Origin of the sequence: Woronichinia naegeliana WA131, assembly GCA_025370055.1 — a bacterium.
GTDB lineage: Bacteria > Cyanobacteriota > Cyanobacteriia > Cyanobacteriales > Microcystaceae > Woronichinia > Woronichinia naegeliana.
In genome coordinates, this window is sequence record CP073041.1 from 1,882,625 (window position 1) to 1,904,486 (window position 21,862).

General features: G+C 39.4%; 10 protein-coding genes and 2 pseudogenes. 8 read left to right on the top strand and 4 right to left on the bottom strand.

Annotated elements, in window-relative coordinates; genetic code table 11:
- Positions 1 to 16 precede the first annotated feature (16 nt).
- The 3 genes and pseudogenes from KA717_09675 to KA717_09685 form a co-directional block, all read right to left on the bottom strand.
- Positions 17 to 1,228: an acyltransferase gene (locus KA717_09675; GenBank protein ID UXE62933.1), complete on the bottom strand. Its 1,212-nt coding sequence runs from the start codon at positions 1,226 to 1,228 to the stop codon at positions 17 to 19.
- A 395-nt stretch (positions 1,229 to 1,623) separates the two neighbouring features.
- The gene (locus KA717_09680) at positions 1,624 to 2,649 is read right to left on the bottom strand and encodes a transposase (protein UXE62934.1); all 1,026 of its coding nucleotides are present in this window, start codon (positions 2,647 to 2,649) and stop codon (positions 1,624 to 1,626) included.
- Positions 2,650 to 2,653: 4 nt separating this feature from the next.
- Positions 2,654 to 3,275 (bottom strand): annotated as a pseudogene (locus KA717_09685) (IS607 family transposase).
- 681 nt (positions 3,276 to 3,956) lie between these two features.
- Here KA717_09685 and KA717_09690 point away from each other — a divergent pair.
- From KA717_09690 to KA717_09710, 5 genes are all read left to right on the top strand, one after another.
- The gene (locus tag KA717_09690) at positions 3,957 to 6,269 is read left to right on the top strand and encodes a hypothetical protein (GenBank protein UXE62935.1); all 2,313 of its coding nucleotides are present in this window, start codon (positions 3,957 to 3,959) and stop codon (positions 6,267 to 6,269) included.
- Positions 6,270 to 6,619: 350 nt separating this feature from the next.
- Positions 6,620 to 8,140: a class I SAM-dependent methyltransferase gene (locus KA717_09695; protein ID UXE62936.1), complete on the top strand. Its 1,521-nt coding sequence runs from the start codon at positions 6,620 to 6,622 to the stop codon at positions 8,138 to 8,140.
- Positions 8,141 to 8,491: 351 nt separating this feature from the next.
- Positions 8,492 to 12,082, top strand: a complete 3,591-nt coding sequence (locus KA717_09700) for a glycosyltransferase (GenBank protein UXE62937.1) — start codon at positions 8,492 to 8,494, stop codon at positions 12,080 to 12,082.
- Positions 12,079 to 15,066: a glycosyltransferase gene (locus KA717_09705; GenBank protein ID UXE62938.1), complete on the top strand. Its 2,988-nt coding sequence runs from the start codon at positions 12,079 to 12,081 to the stop codon at positions 15,064 to 15,066. Before KA717_09700 ends, KA717_09705 begins: the two co-directional genes overlap by 4 nt.
- A 2-nt stretch (positions 15,067 to 15,068) precedes the next feature.
- Positions 15,069 to 16,328: an FkbM family methyltransferase gene (locus KA717_09710; protein ID UXE62939.1), complete on the top strand. Its 1,260-nt coding sequence runs from the start codon at positions 15,069 to 15,071 to the stop codon at positions 16,326 to 16,328.
- 265 nt (positions 16,329 to 16,593) lie between these two features.
- Here KA717_09710 and KA717_09715 read toward each other — a convergent pair.
- Positions 16,594 to 17,931: pseudogene (locus tag KA717_09715) on the bottom strand (IS5 family transposase).
- A 293-nt stretch (positions 17,932 to 18,224) separates the two neighbouring features.
- Between KA717_09715 and KA717_09720 the strand changes: the two are divergent.
- From KA717_09720 to KA717_09730, 3 genes are all read left to right on the top strand, one after another.
- Complete coding sequence (locus KA717_09720) at positions 18,225 to 20,042, top strand: hypothetical protein (GenBank protein ID UXE62940.1); 1,818 nt, start codon at positions 18,225 to 18,227, stop codon at positions 20,040 to 20,042.
- A 62-nt stretch (positions 20,043 to 20,104) separates the two neighbouring features.
- Entirely contained in the window at positions 20,105 to 21,265 is a 1,161-nt protein-coding gene (locus tag KA717_09725) for a glycosyltransferase family 2 protein (protein ID UXE62941.1), read from the top strand.
- 51 nt (positions 21,266 to 21,316) lie between these two features.
- Entirely contained in the window at positions 21,317 to 21,838 is a 522-nt protein-coding gene (locus KA717_09730; protein UXE62942.1) for a GtrA family protein, read from the top strand.
- Positions 21,839 to 21,862 lie beyond the last annotated feature (24 nt).

Consider the following 21,862-nt stretch of genomic DNA (forward strand, 5'->3'; position numbering starts at 1 on the left):
ATGCAGAACAAAATTTCTATGGGATTTTCTGATTATCTAAACTATTGAGATAAAATAATTTTAACTGATTACCAATGCGAATGGCAGGAAAATCTGCAATTTTTGCCATGAGCAAGGTCATTAAAATAGTTGAAAAAACATACATTCCAAAGGTCAAAAACAGATTGGCAAAGATACTCATCTTATTAATTGTTTTTAAATATACTAGAGAAGTCACTGAGCATAGACTGAGAAAATGAGTTAGATATAGCATGAAAGAATATTGACCAAGGATTTGCATTAATTTTGTTTCAAGCCATACTTTATATATTGTGTATCTATAGGTGACAAAAAATAAAAAACTGGATATCATGGTTATTCCTCCTCCGAAAATATCTCTGTTATCCAAAAAAATAAAAACATTGTAGAAAGAGCTAGAGGAAATAAGGATTCTTTGAGGAACATAATAAGGAAAACTAGCTAATAGGAGCGAAAATATAAATAAACAGTTTATCGTTAAATAAAATAAAATTCGGTTATTTTTGACTATTGCCATTTTCCCTTCTATATGGTTATAATTAATTCTCGCGTCGGCGATCGCCAATCCCAGAATAAAATTTTGTAAGTGATTCCCCTGCAACAATAAAAATAGAGTTAGATACAAGCCAAACCTATAGTGTATTTTGGCCTTCCTAGCAACTACAAGAATACCAAACGTCAAATAACTTCCGAGTAATTCAGTCCCAATCGTCCAGGCAGGAGGATTATAATCGTGAGCCTTAACAAATAATTGAAATAGAATCTCTCGAAAAAAAGAAAAATAATTTTTATCCTTTAAAGCATTAAAATAATCTCGAAACCAATTATTAGCCAATAAATCGGCTACTTGATGATTATAATAAAAACCTCCTTTGTAGATTAAAAAAGATAAAAAGCAAGTTAATGCCAATGGGATACCGAGACGAACGTATCTTTTTAAAGTATCTCCGTAAATGTCCACGTCCTGAGTTCTATGAGTAAAATGCTTAACAGACAAAACATAGCCTGACAACACGAAGAACAAACAAACTGCAAAATTGCCTGCCGTAATCAAACCTAATGGTGTTTTATAAAATAGTTCTAGTTCTGACGACTGTGCAGAGCCAAAAACAGCATTGGGTTTGAATGCAGCTAAAAAATGGGTCAGAAAAACAATCAAAGCCGCCAACCCACGGATACCATCTAAAGAGATGTCTTTTTTATTCAACATAATCTGGGTAATACCTTAGACCTCGTAGAGTATATTCTTCTCTTTATGGAGTTCGGTCGGTTCATCTATATTTGCTTGAACTTGATCTGTCTTATTCAGAGATTCAGAACACCACCCTTGCCTAGACTGATACATTTATGCGACAGAAAGCGGTATATTACCGCATTTTGCAACAATAGCATCACCCTCGTTACTGAGAGTCAGCAATTCTCAGTTTTAGACACAGCAAGGCTTTTAGGGATTTAAAGAACATTTCAAAGGGGGTTTTGGGGGCAATTCTACACGTACTACTGTGCCTAAAAGCCGGAAGACTCGTAAAATGAACTTGTTAATCCCGTTGAACTTTACCCCATATTACGCGAACTAAAACCTGAAACCCTTGTTACAGCGCAAATTTAGAATTGCTGACTGAGAGTGAAGGTCGTACCCGACAAAGCCTTGAGCATAATACCCAAAGCACCATTCCAATCGCGTGGAATAACGTGGTCACAAACGGGACATCGAAAAACCTTAGAACCACCTAGTTTTGTGTGGATATGTCCGCATCTCGTACAAGTTTTGCTGGTAAATTCTTCTGTCACGTCAAACACCTGACAGCCACTTAACTCAGCTTTATTTTTAAGGACTTGTTTGAACCGATAATGCGCCCATGTCAACATTTGTCGGGCAGTTTTACTTCTGATTTTTCGCTTGGAACGATTGGTCATTTCTGACGTTTCAAACTTTGGCAGCAAGATAGCTGGATATTTTTTTGTTAAGTAACTTGCTGTTTTTTTATGGCAGTCATCAATTAAGTCACGAATCTTGCCTCGTAACCGAGAGGCTGCCCGTCTCATCTTTTGTCGTTCTTTAGCAACTTTTGACAGGCTAATTCGACTCATTAAGTCATCAAGATAATTACATAGCCTGTTGATTCGTCCCGTGTCTGATGAACCGACTTCTAGGAAGTTTTGCCCATCAAATCCTGTCAGAAAAGTTCTTACTCCTAAGTCAAGAGCAATAATGCGATTTTCCGGCTGGGGTGTCGTTTTTGTTTCTTGTAGGAAAACACCGAACCAATCACCCGACTTGTCCTTAATTAGTTGAGTTGCATAAAGACTAACATCAGGAATTGCTTCTGAAGAAATAAAACCAAGCCCCTTTGTTAACAAGGGATACCATGTTCCATGACTAAAGTTACAGTTGTTGAATTTAATTGTTTTTCTAGGAGCCTTACAACTTCTATACTTACAATCCCGACTGGCAGTATAGGCTTGGTGAGCATCGAAAATGGCATTCTGCCTGATATGACAAGGGGTTTCTTTTACCCATTCAGGAAGGTTGGATTGCATGATGATATTCCTTAATTTTCCCTTGCCAATCCTACCATTTTTCTTTTGGTAGTCAATAGCTTGATTAAAGCAATAACGACAAGCCGCCATCCATTTATTCCACTGTTTCTTCAACTCCAGACTGGGATAAACTTTTATCTTTCTTGCTCTGATTTTTATACTTTCGGAGTCCGTATAATCGCCTTGAGAAACAATCGAGAATGGCGAGGATGTCTTCAACCATTTCGGCTTCAGGAGAGAGATTTGTCTCCCTATCGAACCACGATTGAGCATCCAAACTTTCGGCAGAACCAGTCAAGCCAATCAAATCCAAATCGGGCAAGCCTATCTTTGTTAGCGACCACAATTCCTGCGACATTTCCAGACATGACTCGTTCCAATAAGGCTGTAAGTTTTTGCCTTTTGAAGTTGAGTCCTCCACCGATTTCGCTGACGACTTCCGCTTGCGGGTATTTTTCTTGGAGGACGGCGACTTGTCTTGAGAGGTCTTCGGATTGTCCCCTACTGCTGACACGAGCGTAAATAACGGTAGCTCTAGTTGGCTCAACCTATTTCCCTGTGTAGGATTCAGTGTCGTATCGCCTTTACCCTGACGGGGTTTTAATTGCTTGGATTTTCCCTTCCTGTTCCCATTTAACAAGGGTTCGGACGTGGACTCCGAGCCTTCCTGCTGCGGTTTTGGGTTTAACATATTTTGCGATAATAAATCCCTCAATTCGACGCTTCCATTCTAGCGCATAGTAGCGCATTCTGTCGGTATTCGTGGATTAAAACTTGCTCCTTTCCCGATAATCCTGTCATTTTAATTATTAAGATGAACTTTTAATTATAAGAGGAACGTTAAGATTTATATATTGTCAGCAATTCTAAATTTGCGCTGTAGCAAGGGTTTCAGGTTTTAGTTCGCGTAATACGGGGGAAAATTCAACGGGATTAACAAGTTCATTTTACGAGTCTTCAAGCTTTTAGGCACAATAGTACATCTAGGATTGCCCCAAAAACCCCTTTAAAATGTTCTTTAAATCCCTAAAAGGCTTGCTGTGTCTAAAACTGAGAATTGCTGATATATTGTTGCCCCCACCTATATCAATACATTTCCGGCAAAAATAAATCCAGAACTATTTTGCGTCGTTTCATTGACTGGCCAACAACAATTGTAGGGCTTTCTTTACATAAGGCTTTCAGAGTTATTAAATTTTAAATCTGGAATTGTCGCGTACTAGTGTGTCCACTTGACAAAGTGACAGATATCTAGTATCAATACTGACATATAATATGTCTAGACCTGTTAAAGTGAGGTAATCAACTATTCGCTATGCAGGTTTGGTATATTACAATGATAATGCCTCGTCCCAACTTAAACAACCACAATTTGTAGTGTGAGGATCTCGTGAACTATGGCTATCGCACAGTCAGTCGTTATTGCTTTAGATATCATGTACGGCAATCAGGCCCCTTCGGCATCTGATTTAGAATGGTGGGCTAGTCCTGCCGCCGCCGATATTACCTATAATCAGGCTGTTGTCCTTTTTGCAACCTCAGCAGCAGCACAAGCAAACTATCCGTATCTTGCTGCTCCAAACGTTGCCAGTCCTCAGCAGTATGTAGAACAAATTTTCCAAAATAACTATGGCATCCCAGCATCAGCGATTGATCCTGTAGAACTGGATTACTGGGTGAGCTGGTTATCTTTGCCTGATGATAACGGTATTCCTAATTATTTAGAACTACCTTCCGTTATTAATCAATATTCCCCGCCTGCAAGACAAGCTGCTTTGGTAAATCGCGCTAATGTCGCTCTTGACTTTACTCAAAAGATGTTGGCGGCTGGGAATTCAACTTTTACCCCTGCCCAATCTGGAAATTCTTGGGCAATCATTAATACCGTCACGGCAGATCCTGCCACCGTTGTGGCGGCAAAAGCGGCTACCGATCAATTCATTGCGAATGGTGGTGGACAGACTGGAAACACATTTACCTTCACTACTGCTATTGATAACCTCATAGGTGGTGCCACCAATGATTCTTTTATTGGCGATAATGGTACTCCTACTGCAATCACAGTTCAAGCGGCAGATCAGGTGAATGGTGGCGGCGGTACTGATGTATTCAAATATTTTGCTCCAAACGTTGCGCTCCCTTCTTTGGTTGATGTAGAAAATGTGCAGTTGCTCAGTGCAAATGCGTCAGTTGGTGGCATTGACTTTTCTCCGTTGGCAGGGAAGGGTATTCAACAAGTTACTTTTGTTGGTAGTGCTCCTGATGGTGTTACCGTGAAAGGGTTAAATGGTATTGCTTTCGGTGTGGAAAACGTCACCGCAGGTACGCCTAATCTTACGGGAGATTTTGGTACTGCTACGGCTGCAACCTTTATTGTTACCAGTTCCCAAGTGGGGGATATTACCCTGAATGGAGCCAATCTCAAATCTCTGGACGTTCAATCTGAAGGAAAAAGCAACAAACTCAATGACCTAGTTGCAGTTGGTGGTGTATTGGCAAGCATCAATGTTGTCGGCACTGGAGGTTTAACGGTTACTAACTCTCTAGACAACAGCGTTAAGACAATTGATGCCAGCAAGAATACAGGTGGCGTTAATCTCATAGCAGGTAATTCAGATTTAACTTTTACTGGTGGCTCTGGGAATGATACCCTCAATTTTGCGGCACTTCAGTTCACGAGCAAAGATGTCTTGGATGGTGGTGCTGGTAAGGATACTCTCGTCCTTGGGGATGTACTTATTGATGGGAATGCTGCTCTTGTCGGGGCGATCAACAGCGTTAAGAATTTTGAAACGTTAGGATTCAGTGGTGGCGGTGCTACTGTTGATGCTTCTGCCATTACTGCTTTCACGGATTACCGTCTGCAAGGAGTTGCAGGAAACTTTAGCATTCAGAATGCAAGTAGCACCAACACCTTGACTATTGCCGTTGACAATGCTGGTTTTACCACAAATATTGCCAACAAACTAGGGCAAAATACTGCAAATTTGACGCTTGAAGGCTCAGGTGTAGGGACGGGTGGGTTAACCTTAACTGGTTTAACAACCCTAAATTTAGCATCTACGAAAGGTAACTCGACAGCTACTGTAGCGAACTCGATCAATAATTTTGTTGCTAATCCTGATAACCTTAAAATTTTAGTGACAGGAGATCAAGCCTTAACTGTCGCTGCGCCTAATGCCACCCTAACTGGTGTGACAGTCGATGCGACGAAGTTTACCGCTAAATTAAACTTTACTGGGACAGGTAAGGTAGATTCGTTGACAGGGGGGACTGGAGCTGACACTTTAACTGGTGGACTGGGGGCAGATGCCTTAACTGGTGGTGTTGGTGCTGATACTTTCAGCTATAATCCCGGCGGCGCGGTTGACTCCAACGCGGGAACCTTAACCGGAGTCGTAACTTTTGACACTATCAGTGATTTTGATGTTGCAGCAGATAAATTAAGCTCTGCCTTATTCGTCCCTGCTAATTTGACAGCTCAAGGTACTGTTCAAGCGGCGGTTAATGTCAGTGGTGCAACTACTCTATCTACTGCTATCGGTGTGGCTGCTGCCGCGATTGGTGCTAGTAAATACGGTGCTTTCCAAATTGCAGGTTCTACCTATGTCTTGGCTAATGATGCTGTTGTTGGTACGGTTGGTGCTGGCGATCTGTTAGTGCAGTTAACGGGGAATTTAACTTTAACTGCGACTAACTATACGGTTTAGTTCTGTGATAATTCAACATCAATAGAATCTTAAAACGTTTTTAATAGGATTAGTCCTTATGGATTGATCCTATTTTTTGTAAAACAATAGGGCGTTTTTCGCCTTACTGAGGTATCTATAAGCTGATAGGGTAACGAGAGTAAGCTAAAGTCTTGCCATATAAAGGTTGTAGGGTTATGAAATTTCAAAAGATCAAGTCTCAATTTCACTTTTATGAAGACTGCCATATATCTAATTTTTAAAACAAGGAGAACGTTCAAAATGCAATGCTAAGATAAGAACAGGTTCTCTTTTTGATAAGCTAATAGTTGAACTGTGGTTATTTACGTATTTTTGAGCAAAAGTGTATTATGATTTGGAATGAAGGCTATGTGGCAGAAGTAAATTATACCTATGGATTCTATGGAGAACTAAGTCCTCTTAAGCTGGCATTTGCCTCTGCTCTCAAGTCAATTCAGCTTCCTAACCTGACTGAATCTTTTAACTATTGCGAACTCGCTTGTGGTCGGGGGTATTCATCCAATTTATTAGCTGCTACTTATCCCCAAGCCCAATTTTATGCCAATGATTTTAATCCTAGCCATATTATTGAAGCAAAAACTTTAGCAGAAGCGGCAGGTACTCGCAATGTGCATTTCTTTGATGATAGCTTTGAAGAGTTTATTAATCAGGAATTGCCCCAATTTGATTTTATTGTGCTACACGGAATTTATAGCTGGATTAGTCCGAAAAACCGTCAGGCAATCGTTGATTTTATCCGAAAAAAACTTAATGTTGGTGGCTTAGTTTATATTTCCTATAATGCATTGCCTGGATGGTCTGCGGCAATGCCAATGCAAGCCTTGATGCTCCGTCATGGTCAACGATCATCCGAACCTATTCTCAATCGTATTGAACAAGCACTAAATTTTACGGGACAGTTATTAGATGTCAATGCAAATTATTTTACTCAAAATCCAATTGTTCAAAAACGCCTGGAGGCATTAAAAAGCCAGAATCGTCATTATTTAGCCCATGAATATTTTAATGAAGAATGGAATTCTTTTTACTTTGATGAAGTTGCCAAAGAACTCGAAGTTGCTAAATTAAATTTTATTGGTTCTGCTCATTTAATAGATCATGTGGATGCAGTGAATCTTTCCGCCGTAGCGCAAGCACAATTAGCTCAAGTTAGCGATCCCCTCTTTCGGGAAGTTGTGCGGGATTTCTGTCTGAATACTCAATTCCGTCGGGATATTTTTGGGCGAGGTAAATTATCACTTACTGTTCAGGAACAAGTTCAACAACTCCAGGGAACACGATTTGCCCTAGTCACTGCCTCAGCGAATATAAAGTTTGAACATCAGTTTCCCCTGGGTGAAGTTAAACTTCAAGAAGAAATTTATGGGCCAATTTGTACAACTTTAGCCACAGGAGCCTTAACCCTCGGAGAATTGCAAAATCATCCCCAAACCCAACATATTACGCTTAATAGTCTTTATCAAGCTCTTCTTATTTTGATTGGTGTTGGTTATATTCATCCCGCAGTAAATGAGACAACTCGTAAGCAACGGCAAAAATCTACCGATGCTTTTAATATGGCCGTCAAAACAAAAGCCCTCTATAGCGACGAGATGAATTATTTAGCCTCACCATTAGTTGGTACTGGTGTAGCAGTCAATCGCTTGGAACAGCTATTATTACTGGCTAAATCTCGTAAACAAAGTGGCCCTGAATTTCTTTGGCAAGTGCTTTCTAGTCAGGGGAAAAAAGTAGTTACAGACGGCAAGACCCTCGAAACTGAGGAGGAAAATCTGGCCTATCTTCACAGTGCGGCTGAGGAGTTTGAACGCGATCGCTTACCCATTTTGACACTTTTAGGAATTAACTAAAAAGAGTAGTGCGATTGACTTAAAATATTGGCTATCTTAACCAAGAAGCTGCTCCTGTCTCTCCTCTATGGTTAGCTGTTAGAAGTCAACAGGCAGAACTGAATCGATTGCGAACTCAACTTGCTGAAATCTAACTAACCTTGACGAACTATGATTACCAAACCCAGGTAATTGTAGAAAATCTTAAGGTTGATCAAAAAACAGCCCAGACAGAAATTGTGGCGATGAAAAGCAGTAAATTTTGGCAATTAAGGAATCTTTGGCATAGATAATTGGTTCAGATCTTAGCGTTTTTATCTTCAATTGTTTTTTTGCCTCCCTTTTATTTTCCTTTTTGCCCCTTTAAAATAAATGAACAAATTTATCATTATTGATCATTCTTTATGTAACTTACAGGGTCATCATTATGAGTGTAGTATCTCTGTTGCAGAGGCTGCCGCAAGAGCTGGATATCAACCGATCATTATTGCTAATCGTTCTTTTTCTCAATCTTTACAAACAGAGAATATTCAAGTTATTCCAGCTTTTGAGGTAGATTGGTTTAATCAGCCAACTTTAAATAAGTCTCAGGAAAATAATAACTTTAGATTACCATTTGAACAAAATATAGAAGTTTTTAAGCAGCTTTTTTTAATTGGTAAAAAACAAAGAAATCACAACGCTTTCCAATTATATGCTCTACGTTTAACCTATCCTCGTTGGGCAATTTTAATTGAAAAAATAGAAGGAAGTTTAGAACGTTTAAGTCAAGGTTTCCAGCAAGATCTGCAATTATTAACCAAAATTCCTTTTGCTAATACTTTCTGGCGATTACTCAAAATAGTTGGGGGTTTGTTGCTTTTAGGAGGAAAGCTGATCAACAAGATTTTTATTAAATTTTTAAGTTACCTTAATAATTCTAAGCCGCAGAGAAAACAATGCTTAGGCTTTGCTGAAACGTTAGCTCAAGTGTTACCAAGCTTAAGTTTAAACTATGGAGATCATGTTTTTATTCATACCTTAGGCATTGAACAATTAGAAGAACTTTATTATTGGCTAATTAACGGCGATCGCGCTTTGCTGCCAACCTATCATATTTTACTGAGAAGAGATACTGAAGATCCTCTAGTGCTACAGGCTAAAGGCATGGGACTGAAAAAATGTCTTCAGGCTTACTCTGAAAGTCAACTATGGCCGACCAAAATACGCTTTTATACCGATACTGAAAATCTTGCCTATCGCCATAATCAACTCAGCCCCATTCAATTTAGTCGTATTCCTATTCCCTTTCGCCAAGAACAACTAGCGGTTTCTCTTCCCCTGCAAAAAAAGGAAAAAACAGCGATTCATATTGTTTATTTAGGAGATGCTCGCCCCGAAAAAGGCTATCAGCATTTGCCTGCTTTAGTGGCGGCTCTGTGGCCCCAATATTTAAGTGTAGGAAAAGTGTTTTTTACTATTCAGTCTAATTACAATGTTCAGGGAGGAGAAATCGGCATTCTTGAAGCTAAATTAGCCTTGGCTCAGTACCCGGAAAGTAAGGTTAAACTCATTCACAACCCCATATCAACGGCGGAATATTATCAGTTACTCGCTTCCGCCGATATTGTTATTCTGCCCTACAACCCTCAGAATTATCAACGAACTTCGGGAGTTTTAACGGAAGCTTTAGCCGCCGGTAAGCCAGTGGTGGTTCCAGAGGGAAGTTGGTTAGCTCAACAGGTTGATCAATCTAGAGCCAGTATTTATGCCGAGCCACAGCAATTACCCCAGGCGGTTATTCGTCTTATTGATAATTTGTCTAGTTTTACTGAAGCAGCCCAGAAATTCAGTCTTTATTGGCGAGAACAACAATCTCCCGATCTCCTTATTCAGTGCCTACTCAATCCTCCTACTGTTGAGATTAATTTACCGATTCAGGCTTCCAATAACCCAGAGCGATCGCCCCAAGAAACGTCTAAAATTTTAATCTTAATGGCGGGAGAAGCAATTATTACGGATGGTAGTAATACTGATAATTCAGTTAGAGCTTTAAACTATTTTTGTCACTGTGGTTATCAGGTTTATGGTGTTTTCTATGGACAGCAGCAGAATTTAGATAAGCAATACTGGCAAGAATTTTCTCAATCTGTGCGACAGGCAACCCAACATTATGGACTTCAAGGTAGCTGGATTTTAGAACCTCAAGCTAACTTAGGAAAACCTTCTGATTGTAGTGATGAACAGTATCAACGTTATATTGAAGATAGTTTCTATCAACGTCCTACTGTTTTTAATAGCTGGGTTAGTTCCGCTTATTTAAGTATTCCGACTGAACTATTCACTCTTTTATCAACCCTGAAAATGGATCTGGTTTATATTGATTCTGTCCTATACTCGCCCTGCTTAAAAAAACTAGGATTGGGTCAGTTGCCAGTCATTGGGGAGGTTTCTCAACTCTATGCCTATCACTCTGCTTTGGTAAATTCTCAAGACTTAGATCATCAAGAGCTAGATTGGGAAATTCATTTACTGAAACAATGTAAAGTACTATTGACTGTAAATCCTGCTTTTGCAGAAAAAATCCAGGAGTTGACCCAAAATCCTCTCATTTATGCGATCGCACCATGGAATGCAGCCATAGAAGCTAAAGGCACTCGTCAGGCCAGCTATAATCAAGCTCTCAATCAAGCTTGTCTCGATATTTTAGGGAATAAAGCTCTGTCGTTAAAAGCGGTAAAATCTCACCCTAAGATCGCCATTCTTTATCCCTGGGGAAATATTCAAGACCGCAAAAGTGGAGCGAGTCAACGAACCGGAATGCTATGGGACTACCTCCGAGAACAATCCTACGAAGTGCGATTTTTTACCCTCGGAGAACAGCGATCGCGTTGGCAAGCGGGAGTTTGTTATGAATACCATGATTCTGTATTTTCCCCTGGGGATCTGATGAAAAAAGCCTATGGTGATGCCTATCGTTCTTGGTATTCTCTTTTTGAAGATTCTAACCTCAATTCTCACTTAAATTCGCCGATTATACCCACAGAAGGAAGCGAAAGTTGGCTGCCTTGGATTTATTATCAATTTCGCTTAGACCCCAATTTTCAACATTGGCTTGAAACTATTATTGATTGGGCTGATGTGGTGATTCTGGAATATCCTTTCTGGGCAGAAAGTGTTAACAAAATTTGTCATCGCAAGCAGGTTCGTTGGCTTTTAACGGCTCATGATGTTTTAGCCAAAAATCTTGCTCCCGATACGATGCTATTTCAAATTGCGCTTACGGAAGAATTACAAGCTTTGCGCCAAGCTGATGCGGTGATTACGTTATCTGTTGATGATCAGGCATTTTTTGCGAAGTATGGTATTCAATCTTCCTGTGTTCCTGTCGGTGTTGATCTTCAAAAAGTGCAGACTCTGAACAGTCAAAAAGTCCTAGCTAGACCGAACGAGCTTTTGGCATTATCCCCTGATTGGGAGCGACCTTTTTGCTTATTTATTGGCAGTAACCATCAGCCTAATCTAGAAGCCGTCAAACAAATACAGCTTTGGTGTCAGGAACAAACTCTGGCGTTTGATTTTGTGGTGGTGGGGAGTTGTTGGCAAAGTGAAAGATCAGGAAACTTTTTGGCGTTAGGGAAAGTCTCTGAGCAATCCCTGGTCTATCTCTATCAAAGAGCCAATCTTGTACTTGCACCGTTGACAATGGGGACTGGAATGTCTGTGAAAATCATTGAAGCGATGGCCTATGGTAAAGTGGTCTTGGGAACGGCGATCGCCTTTCGCGGTTATCCCGTTGAGTCAGGTGTAAACTGTCTGATTTGTGATAAGTTAGATGATTATCCTGATCAAATTAGCCTGCTAATTCAAGAACCTGACGTTTTAGACAAAATAGGCCAACAAGCACAGGAATTTGCCAAGGCTTACGATTATCGTCAATTGTATAAAACCTATTTAGATTTAATTTTAAATTTAATTACATGAAAGTATTAATTACAGATTTTGATCTCTTTGCCAAGGTTGGTGGTGGTCAAACTTTTTATCGCAGTCTAATTCTTAAAAATCCTCATATCGATTTCTACTACCTGACCGAACAGGAAAAAAAAGCGGTTCCTCGCCCCAATAACGCCTATCCCATTCCCTACCAGGAAAAATACTTTCTCACTGACCTCAATAACTTTGTTGATGTTAACCCCCCGAAGTGGGTTTATCGTTCCTTTATTCGAGCCAGTAATATTGCTGCTTCAGTGGCAGGAATGCAGTTTGATCTGATCGATTCTCCGGATTATGAACAATGGGGAATTTTCCTGCGTCCGGCTCTCAATTATCATCAGGTTGGGTTTGAAAAAATCGCCCTTTCCTTACATGGAAAAATCTCCACCACTCTGCGCCTAGATTGGTTCAGCTATAGTCAAGAAAATATTCCCTTAGTACTTGAAGAAAGTAAGCAATATGACACCGTTGATTTACGCTATGGCATTAGCAAGAGCTACATTGATGAATGGCGTGAATTGAGTTCTTTTCCAGCTTATTATTATCATCCACTTCATTTCTTTGACTTACCTAAGCCGGTGACAGGTATTTCTAGTCATTCACCCCTAACCTTAAACTTTATCGGTCGTACAGAAAAGCGCAAAGGGCCTGATATTTTTATCGATCTGGTTTGGTGGTTGCCCCGCAATCATTATCAACAAGCAAACATTATTGGCCCCCATAGTTTTAATGACAGCAGTACGGTTTCTTCTCAACACTTTTTAGAAGAGATGCTTGCCTATCGTGGGAATCAAGTGAAGTTGCTACCACCAAAGACGAATCAGGAGTTAATGACCTTATTTACTCAAAATGGGATTACTTTTGTTCCCTCTCGCTACGATACTTTAAATTTAGTTGCTCTAGAATCTTTATTTTCGGGTTGTCCAACCGTAATTGGCAGTGGAGCCGGCGTTTGTCGCTTTTTGGCAGAAACTTTTCCGCAAGTTCCCTTTGTCAAACTAGATCTCGATAATATTTATGCTTGTTTGCTGGAAGTTGATCAGATATTAACGGATTATTCCCATTATCGTCGGCAATTGGTAGATAGTATTCTTAGTTCTCATCCCACTGTTAGCGATCCTCCTTTAATCGAGATTTATCAGCAGCCTAGTCACTATGAGACGGATGTTAGAGCAGAATTACAAGCTTGGTATGAACAGTTAATGGGCTATTGGCAAGCCACCCAGGAAAATCAATCCTGGCTCCAGCCGTTAAAAGCCCAGCTTAAACCTTCTCTTAAGGAACTCAAACACAATCTCAAGCGGATTAAAGGAAAAATTAAGTCCCAAATTTTAAGACCCTTGGGAGATGATCGCCGAGCCCAACTGTTAAAAGCCCCAAATCTGGTCGGTCGATATAAAGAGACGTTTAATATTAACGAACAAACCAGCAAGGATCTTGATGCTAAGGTGCAAATGCTCTGGCGTTTGGGGTCTGGTTATGAATCGGAATTACAAGGGTTACGAGGTAAACTCAGCACAAATTATCGCATTGATCGGGTCAGGCTATGGCGAGAATTGGCTCGTCTGGAAGAGTTGCGGGGCAATACCTTAGTGACAGCTACCTATCAAATTCGGGTGATGCGAGCCTTGGGAGAAGATCGATTTGGGGATTTACCAAAAGTTCTGAAGATTTTGACAGAAAAGGGATTTGTGAAAGAAGCGGAGGCGATCGCTGCCATCTATGGGTCAGGGGCGGATCGAGAAACTCACTGTTTAGAATTAATCGAAAAGGCCAGACAGGCGCATTTACAGAATCCCGCCGATGAACAATACGAAATCTGGGATGATCGTCGTGATCAGTCCCATTACCGGGCAACCATTATTGTCTCTTTATATAAGGCCGCTGAAAAATTACCCTTCTTTTTGCGAACTCTCCAGCATCAAACCTTGATTAAACGGGGAGAAGCGGAGGTGGTCTTAGTGGATAGCGGTTCTCCTGGTAACGAGTATGAAGTGTTTCAACAATTAGCTCCTGAACTCGGCTATCCCATTTTGTATGCCCGTTCACCCCAGAGGGAAACCATTCAAGCGGCTTGGAATCGGGGAATTAAATTGGCGCGATCGCCTTATTTAGCCTTCCTGGGTGTGGATGAGACCATTTTGCCGGAATGCTTAGAAATTTTGGCCAGGGAATTAGACCAAGATGCCAGTTTAGACTGGGTAATTGGCCATAGCTTAGTCACCAATGTGGATCGCCAGGGCAGTTGGGTCAGCGACATTATGGCCTATGATCGTACCGGCTATGAACAGGATTTGGTTTATCTAGAAACCTGCTATTTGTCTTGGGTGGGAGCTTTGTACCGTAAATCGATTCATGATCGCTGTGGTTACTACGATCAGAGTTTCCGAGGTGCAGGGGATACGGAATTCAAAAATCGCGTTATGCCCTACATCAAGAGTAAATTTGTTGATCGCAACCTAGGTTTATTTTGGAATTATCCCGATGAGCGTACAACCCAAAGTCCGGCAATAGAAATAGAGGATATGCGAGCTTGGTATTTGCACCGTACCTTGTCTGGGGTGAAATATGCTTTTAGTCAGCGATCGCCAGAAGAAGTAGAGAATTTGCTATACCATTGTCTAGGCTATCGTAAATCCTACTGTCACCATACCAGTACTGATTTAGACCAGGCCTATTATTTGGGGCTGTATCTGCAAGAGGTCTATCCCGAATCCGAAGCCTTAAAATATTTAAGTGGCATTAAAACCCTATTAAATGCTTATCAGGCTCTAGACTGGATTCCTAAATTGTCTCGCTTTTCTCCTTTTTCTGTTGTCCTTGAAACCCGTAAACAGATAGAACAGGTTGAGCAAGCACACCGAAAACTTTGGCTCGGCGATCAGACTCATCAGCCAACCTATCGAATTTTTAATGATAATCGTCATGAACAACACGCTTTCCTTTGGTTCACCGATCTTTTAGGAGCAAAATAATAATGTTCACCTTTATTAAGGACAAAATCAAGTTCAAGTTAGCTAAAATTCTAGCTCCAGAAATTGATAAAAAACTAGCAATCAATCAACGAATCTCGACTCTTGAGCAACAGAATCAAGCATTAGATCAAAAGATAACTAAGCTGAATCAGCAAATGCTGGAAATATCGCAACAACTGACGCTTATTGATCAGAAGATTACGAATATAACGCCTTTTGGAATTGCGCCCTGGTATCAAGAAAATCTTTGGGAACCAACGGTACAAATTATTCTGCGGGATCTTTGTAAACCAGGCGATATCGTCTTTGATGTAGGCGCGAATTTTGCCGGTTTGACTACGCTTATGTCACGCATGGTCGGCCCTAAGGGCGTTGTTTGTGCCTTTGAAGCAAGTCCTCGCATTATTGATAAAACTCAGCGCAATTTGGTGTTTAGTGGTTGTAATAATGTGCAACTTTTTCACAATGCTGTTTATCATACCTCTGGCCAAACGGTTAAAATTTATCTTGGCGATCACCTGAATGATAGTATTTATCAAGAATATGGAGAAGATTCTGCCTACGAAGTGAAAACTTTGGCCTTAGATGATTTTATTACCCATACTCAATTAGTGCCTAATCTCTTAAAAATGGATATTGAAGGGGCTGAATTGGATGCGATTAAAGGGCTAGTCCATACTTTAAAAACAGCTAAACCCCACTTGATCCTAGAAACCCAACGGGAAGACACTCGTTGTTTAGACTTTTTACGGGATCTCGGCTACATAGCGATCGATTTGAATACCTATCAGGAAGTGACCAAGGTCGAAGATTATCCAGTTGGTGCCAATATTCGGAATAATTTGTATATTCACCGCGATCGCTATTTAGAGACTCCTTATCAGTTACCGTTCCACTTTCAAGAATATACAGTATTGGCAGCGCAAGATTTTAAGAAAGAGGCAGATGGTTCAACTTTTTTGAAAGAACCCTTGGTTTTTGAGCCAGGGCGTTATATTATTGACGTTGATTTTACCGCCCTAGGGACTAATAATGCTTTGATGTGTGGAGTCAAGAAAGATAACAAAGTTCTTTTTCAGTACCATGCTTACAGTCATTTATTAGCCTCAACCTATCGAGACTGGATCATCGATTTACCAGAAACTTCGACTATCACCCTTTATTTTGAATTTCAAAATGGAACAAGTGATGAGAGTCTTTCTGTTCAAGGCGTAAAAGTCAACAAAATCACCAATATTCGGTCATCTAATTATATAAATTAGCGTTATTTCTATTTATACTAAGTAAGTGGGCTTAATTAGGGCTTGCTGAAAAAGTCAAAAAACGAAAGAAATGTGGGTTAGGGAAGTATGGACTGAAAAAGCATAGATAACTTATCCTTATGGAAACAAATCAAAATACAGATTTTGTTTAATCTATTGTTCCTTTCTGTCTAAAAAGGTCAACACAAATCACTCCTCACAAAAGAGAGGAAAATTAACACCATTTTTCACAAGAAAAACGACTCTACAACTTTTTACTTTTTGTCTTCTGAAGTAGAGTAGAAAGATTCATTACCAAAAAGTTCATCGCAATTACCGTTTCCGAGGTCTCAGGTAGTTTGGCCATCACTCGACCAAGACTAAATTTCCTCTTTCCCTGTCCGAATTTACCCTCAATGGCATTACGCACTCTTTCATCTGAGCGTGCCTCTTTCTTTTTTTCTTTGCTCACCTCTTTCGGCGGTCTTCCCAATCGGGGACCACTCATTCTTATATCCCTTTCTTTACAATAAGCTCGATTCGCTTTTGTTCGATAGATTTTATCCACATGAACCGATTCCGGATAACATCCTGTTTCCCTTTTATATTCTTCTATTCGCGCTTGTAAATCTCCCGATTCGTTGTAATTATCCCAACTTAATTTGTCTAAGAAGACAAAGCCATTCACATTACTTGCCGATATTTTAGCTCCAAACTCTACTGCTTTTCCCGCTTTTCCACGCACTATTGGACGCACGTGAGGTTGGCTTACACTCACGATTCTGTTTTCTACTTTATTTGTCTTTTTTTCATACATTTCTAACTGTTGCTCATACACTTTTCCTATCGTTACAAGCTCTTCTTGCTCTTTTTTCGTTAGTTTTTCTAACTTTGCTCCCTCTTCTATCATTTTTTCTATATGAGACAAGTTTCTTTTTATATATCCTAGTTGTTTTTTTGTTCCTTTTCTTCTTTCTTTTTTTGACACACGACGTTTTTTTGCTATGGCTAAGTACTCTTTTCTTGCCACTTCCCTATAAGTCCTCGGCTTTTCTTTCCTTTTCTCTTTTATTTCTTCATACAGCTTATCTATTATTTTTTCTGTTTTTTCTCTGGCATCATTCAATATTCCTATATCCGTTGGATATTTTATATCTGCTGGTGTACAAGTCGCATCTAACAATAACTTTCCTTCATTTTCTTTTTTTTCTGACGCTACACCCGTCGCTTTTTTTTCTATTTCTTTATTAATTTTATTTATTAATTCCATTCCTATTTTTTTACGAAAATGAACCATCATTGACGCACTAAATGCTTCTTTGCTACTATAGCTTTCCATTCCTATAAAGTACTGTAAATAAGGGTTCTCTTTTATTTGTTCTACTGTTTCTCTGTCACTTTTTCCTGAAATTTCTTTGATAATTAATGCTCCTAATGCCATTCTAAATGATTTGGCTGGGGCTCCTTTTTTTTCTGTGAAGTTTTTTGCATATTCTTCCTCATATTCTTCCCAGGGAATCATTTTTGACATTTCTATCCAACGATTTTCTTCGTCTAACTGCCCGCCGAACAGATTTTTCAAGTTTTCTGGTGTTTCAATTGAGTACTGTTGTTTTCGGTACATCTGCTTTCTCTCTTCTTAATGCAATGGTTTTGAGGCATTCTACCCTATTTTCGTGCATTCTAGCGGTTCTTAATTCGCCTACTATTTTTCTCCGTAAAGGTTTCAGCTTTTTTCAGCAAGCCCTAATTAATTGTTAGATAGTAGAACAGGCTTCTAGCCTGTGGACGGGCAGGATGCCCATCCCACGTTTTATATTTAATTGTAACCAGCTACTTACTGTGTTAGATTAACGATGTTAAATTATTTTAATAACTTTTATTTAGATCATTAAATATGTATTTAGCGTATCAAAAATGGAGGAAGGGGCCGTGATCATCCCAATGATTAGCTTTGTGATGGGAGTGGTTGTTCTAGCCTTTTTAGGTTTAGTATCCCTAGGCTACCTTAATCTTAATGATAAACTCTCTTTTCTGACGACTAAAATCCAAAGAGATCGCCTCTTTGCTTTGGGATTGGGACTCATTGCTCTCGCACTCATGGCCGGTTTGATTGGCTACTTAGGATATATTAATGGTCATTTGTTACGTTTATTCCGTCTAATGTTATGGGCAGGAGGGTTAGGCTTAATCCTTTCGCGATCGCCTCTTTTTATCCGACTTTATCAAACCACTTTCCTGAGATATTTAACCATTGGTAATAGCTTAAAATTTATTACCTTGGTTTTTATGTCGTTTCTCCTGATTAGATCCCTGATTCGAGTAGATGGCAATGGAGATACATGGATGTATCAACTCCCCTTTGCCGCCCGTCTCTGGCACTTAGTTGGCCCAGAGCATTATTTGATGGATTATGAGCGGGAACTCATGTATGAAAGTTTTCCCAAATTAGCCAATTTCCTACAGGGTTTGTTCTGGTCAATGGCCGGAATTAATAATCCACAGGCAGCCAATTTAGTCAGTTTTTTTAGTCTAGTTTTATACTTAGTTTTTCTCAAAATTTATTTAAAAATTCCCTTATACCTTAGCGCGATCGCTATTTTAGCGGTTCCTCTTATTCATATTGCTGCTACGGCCTGTTACGTGGATTTGATCGGGAATGTAGGTGTTGCCATTGTGATCTTAATGACTTACTTACTCTATTGCCGAGAAAATTTTCTTAATTGGCGCAATATTGGTGTATTTACCTTGGGGGGATTTTTAGCGGCTAATACTAAATTCTTATTAGTGCCAATGGTAGTTATCTTTTTTATCCTTGCTTTAGCCAAAATCATTGTTACTGCTTTAGATCAAAAGAATATTAACCCTTTAAAGATCTTTCAATTCTTTTTGATCAGCTTGATTTCAGGAATCATTATTTTTGCAACAGAATTTATCAATGTTATTCAATATCAAAATCCTTTCTATCCCTTAAAAATTAGCCTAGGAAGCTGGATTCTTAATCATGCCATTACGCCCTCTGCTGATTATTTGTCACCAAAGTTACAAGCAATGTCATCTCTACAACGATGGATCTATTCCCTACTAGAAATTGGAGCTTTTGATCCTCAACGACCGTTGCCCTGGACAATTGCCATGGATTTTGTACCACTCAACAGTGATTCCTTTGGTATGGGGGGCTATTTTGCAATTTATGTCATTTTTAACGTTGTTTTATTCTTATTTTTATGTCGTCGTAGGACAAAGGAAACTAACTTTGCCCTGGGTCTATTTTTCCTGATCTCAACTTTAACTTTTTTACAACCATTTTCCTACCAACTTCGCTACTATATGTATTGGATCATGGTGCTAATTGCCCTAAATCTATTTTTAATTATTCAAGAACAAGATACTCTGAAGTCGATAAAATGGATTAATCCTAATACCTTTGGCTTAGTGGCTACCTCAGTTCTCATTTTATTTGTCACGATGACTCGCTGGGACTACACCTATCCTCGGACAAATTTTTTAGCATCCTATATGAGTTCTGTGCTTGACCCCCAAATTATGCAACAGTTAGAAGATCAACAAAAATATTGTTTAGTCGATCTATCTCCCCATACTTTTTTATATAACTCTCAATTTCATCCCCCTCGCAACTATTCTATTCGGGCTGAATTCAAAATTAGTCCTGAATATATTAAGGAACAATGTGCTTCCCGCGTCATTCTGCCGCCGGCTAAAATACAATCCTAGCTAACATCCTTATTGAGTAACTAATGAATCAACTTGCCAGCCAGCCTGAAATCTCAATAGTAATGCCCTGCCTCAATGAAATTAAAACCTTACCTGCCTGTATTAAAAAAGCTCAAGAAACGATTCATAATCTCAACTTACCCGGAGAAGTAATTATTGCCGATAATGGTTCAACCGATGGTTCTCAAGACCTGGCAGAATCATTAGGTGCGCGAGTGGTTAATGTTCCCGTTCGTGGTTATGGTGCCGCTTTGATTTGGGGTATTCGAGCCGCAAAAGGGAATTATATTGTCATGGGAGATTCCGATGATTCCTATGATTTTCGGGAAGCTCAAGCCATGGTTGAAAAATTGGAATTGGGTTATGAACTTTGTATGGGAACTCGTCTGAAGGGACGGATTATGCCTGGGGCGATGCCTTGGAAACATCGCTATTTAGGAACTCCCGTTTTAACCGCTATCGTTAATTTACTCTTTCAGGCTTCCTTTTCTGATGTCAATTGTGGAATGCGAGCTTTTACAAAATCTGCTTTTTTACAGATGCAAATGGAATCAACGGGGATGGAATTCGCCTCAGAAATGTTGGTAAAGTCTTCAATTTTACGCTTAAGAACGACTGAAATTCCAATTACTTTACATAAGGATGGCCGCGATCGCCGTCCCCACTTAAAAACCTGGTCAGATGGTTGGCGACATTTAAAATATATCTTATTATTTGCTCCTAAGTTTATCTATTGGATCCCAGGGCTTTTCTGTTTATTAGTGGGTGGAATTTTAGCGATCGCTCTTAATTTAACGCCGGAGGGTCAACCGGTAAATTTTGCTGGCTTCCTGTTTAACGATCACTGGATTGTGGTAGCTGCTTTACTATTTTTGATTGGTTATGAGATTCTCTTTACGGGATTATTGGCCTATCTCTATACGCTCACCCATCGGGTTAAACAACGATCTGTCAAAATTGAAAAACTCATTCGTTGGGTTAGTTTAGAGAAGATTCTATTATTAACTGCTCTGCTTTTGATTTCAGGATTAGCCCTAGAATTTTCAGTAATTAAAGCCTGGGTTAGTGGCGATTTTGCCAACTTGAATGCTTTTCGGCCAGCGATTACAGGCATGGCTCTAATTTTAATGAGTAGTCAAACCCTCTTTAGCGGTCTTTTTTATGCCGTTTTAGCGGAAAAGTACGAAAACAAGTTATTAAATCTTTCCATTGAAGAAGATTAAATTTAAATTTAAACCTATCTGCATTTGAGTAATTTTAAATAACTTTAAATAATGTCTAATCGTTCTAAAAATTCTAATTCTACTAATTCTATTGATAATTTCCTCAATCGAGCGATCGCCGCCTTAGAATATCTGCTTAATCTGCGGATCTTCAAATTTCTAGGTGTAGGAGGCTTTTGTGCGGGTCTTAGTCTCGTTATTCTTTACTTGTCAACCTCGGTTCTGGGTATTAATTATCTAATTTCAACGATTATTAGTATTATTGTCACCAACTTTATTGGTTTCGCACTCAATAAATATTACACCTTTCAAACCCATCGCAAATTATTTTGGCGAGAAATGTGGAAGTATTATAGTGTGATGTTATCCAGTTACTTTCTAAATCTAGTTATTATTTATTTACTGGTAGATTTTGTTAAAATCTGGTATCTATACGCAAATATTTTGCTAATTATTGTCCTAACGCCCTATAATTATCTGCTGCACAGAAATTGGAGTTTTAGAAAAAAAGAATTAAAATCCAGTGCAATCAATGATTCAGTGGCAGAACCAGAGACAAGCTATGAAGAATAGATCCGATAGACCGATAAAATTACT